General features: G+C 64.4%; 2 protein-coding genes. One reads left to right on the top strand and one right to left on the bottom strand.

The genetic code is table 11. The features are described 5' to 3' along the window. The coding region (locus tag EN781_RS32935; protein ID WP_127400744.1) for an HAD family hydrolase at positions 1–437 on the bottom strand (437 nt) is incomplete at its 3' end. 249 nt (positions 438–686) lie between these two features. Here EN781_RS32935 and EN781_RS32930 point away from each other — a divergent pair. Continuing rightward, a partial coding sequence (locus tag EN781_RS32930) for a transglutaminase family protein (protein ID WP_145965804.1) occupies positions 687–1151 on the top strand: 465 nt, incomplete at its 3' end.

The following is a 1151-nucleotide window of genomic DNA, read 5'->3' as shown; positions in this document are numbered from 1 at the left end:
AGCTGGAAGCAATCGGGCGCCGGCTTGCCGCGGGTGACGTCCTCGGCCGCGACGATCACGGCGGGGACAGGAATGCCGGCCGCCTTCATGCGCAGCAGCGCCAGTTCGTGCGGTGCCGAGGTGGCGATCGCCCAGCGCTCCGGCGGCAGCGACTTGAGAAACGCCACCGCGCCGGCGATCGGCACGATGCCTTCGAGATCACCCGCTTCAGCCTTCAGCAGCGCGTCGGCCTCAAGCACCGGATCGACGCCGGGAAGCATCAGCGCGGCGATGGTCTCGACAGCCCGCTTGCCATGAATCGTCGGCAGGAAGGTCGCGACGTCGAGGCCCTGGCGCTGAGCCCAGTCAGTCCACACCCTTTCGGCCGCGGCAATGGAATTGATCACCGTGCCGTCCATATCGAACAGGAAGGCCGCGAATTTTCTGCCTGCAAACATCTAAAATCCTGGAGGTCGTATTCGGGAGGGACTAAGCTACGATCGATCGTAGCCGCATGGCCGGGCCGTGGAAAGGCGCAAGGCCGCCTTTTGACATGCCGGAGCGGTGCAAACCGCTCCAATTCTGTTTGCGCAATTCCGTACGGAAGACCACTACGCACTGTTGCTGAAAGTGTTCCAAGGGGAACCATGGCAGGCCTGCCGCGTTGAAAAGACTGTCTTCCAGAATGACCGCAGGGGGCAATCGTGATGCTGATCCGGCTCGGCTACGAAATCGCCATTGAATGCGCCGGATCGACGCCGATCATCTCGCTGCTCGAGATTCACAGGGATCGTCAGGCCGACATCAAGCGGCAGACGCGCGTGCTCACCTCGCCTTCCGTGCCGACCAGGGTCTACCACGACCGCCACGGCAACAGCTGCCGCCGCTTCACCGCGCCTGCCGGCGGCTTTCGCATCCTCTATGACGCGGTCATCGAGGACAGCGGCGAGCCGGACGAGGTCAACACGCTCGCCAGGGAAACGCCGGTGGCGGAGCTCCCCGATGACGTGCTCGTCTACCTGCTTGGCAGCCGCTATTGCGAAACAGACCATCTCAGCGATCTCGCCTGGCAGCGGTTCGGCAACCTGCCGCCGGGCTGGGCGCGGGCGCAGGCGATCGTCGATTACGTCCACAGTCGGCTGTCCTTCGGCTACGGCTATGCGCGCGCCACC

The sequence above is a fragment of the Mesorhizobium sp. M4A.F.Ca.ET.090.04.2.1 genome (assembly GCF_003999085.1).
Taxonomy (GTDB): domain Bacteria; phylum Pseudomonadota; class Alphaproteobacteria; order Rhizobiales; family Rhizobiaceae; genus Mesorhizobium.
The sequence above is the reverse complement of the archived record's forward strand: the minus strand, read 5'-3'. Positions and strand labels throughout refer to the sequence as shown.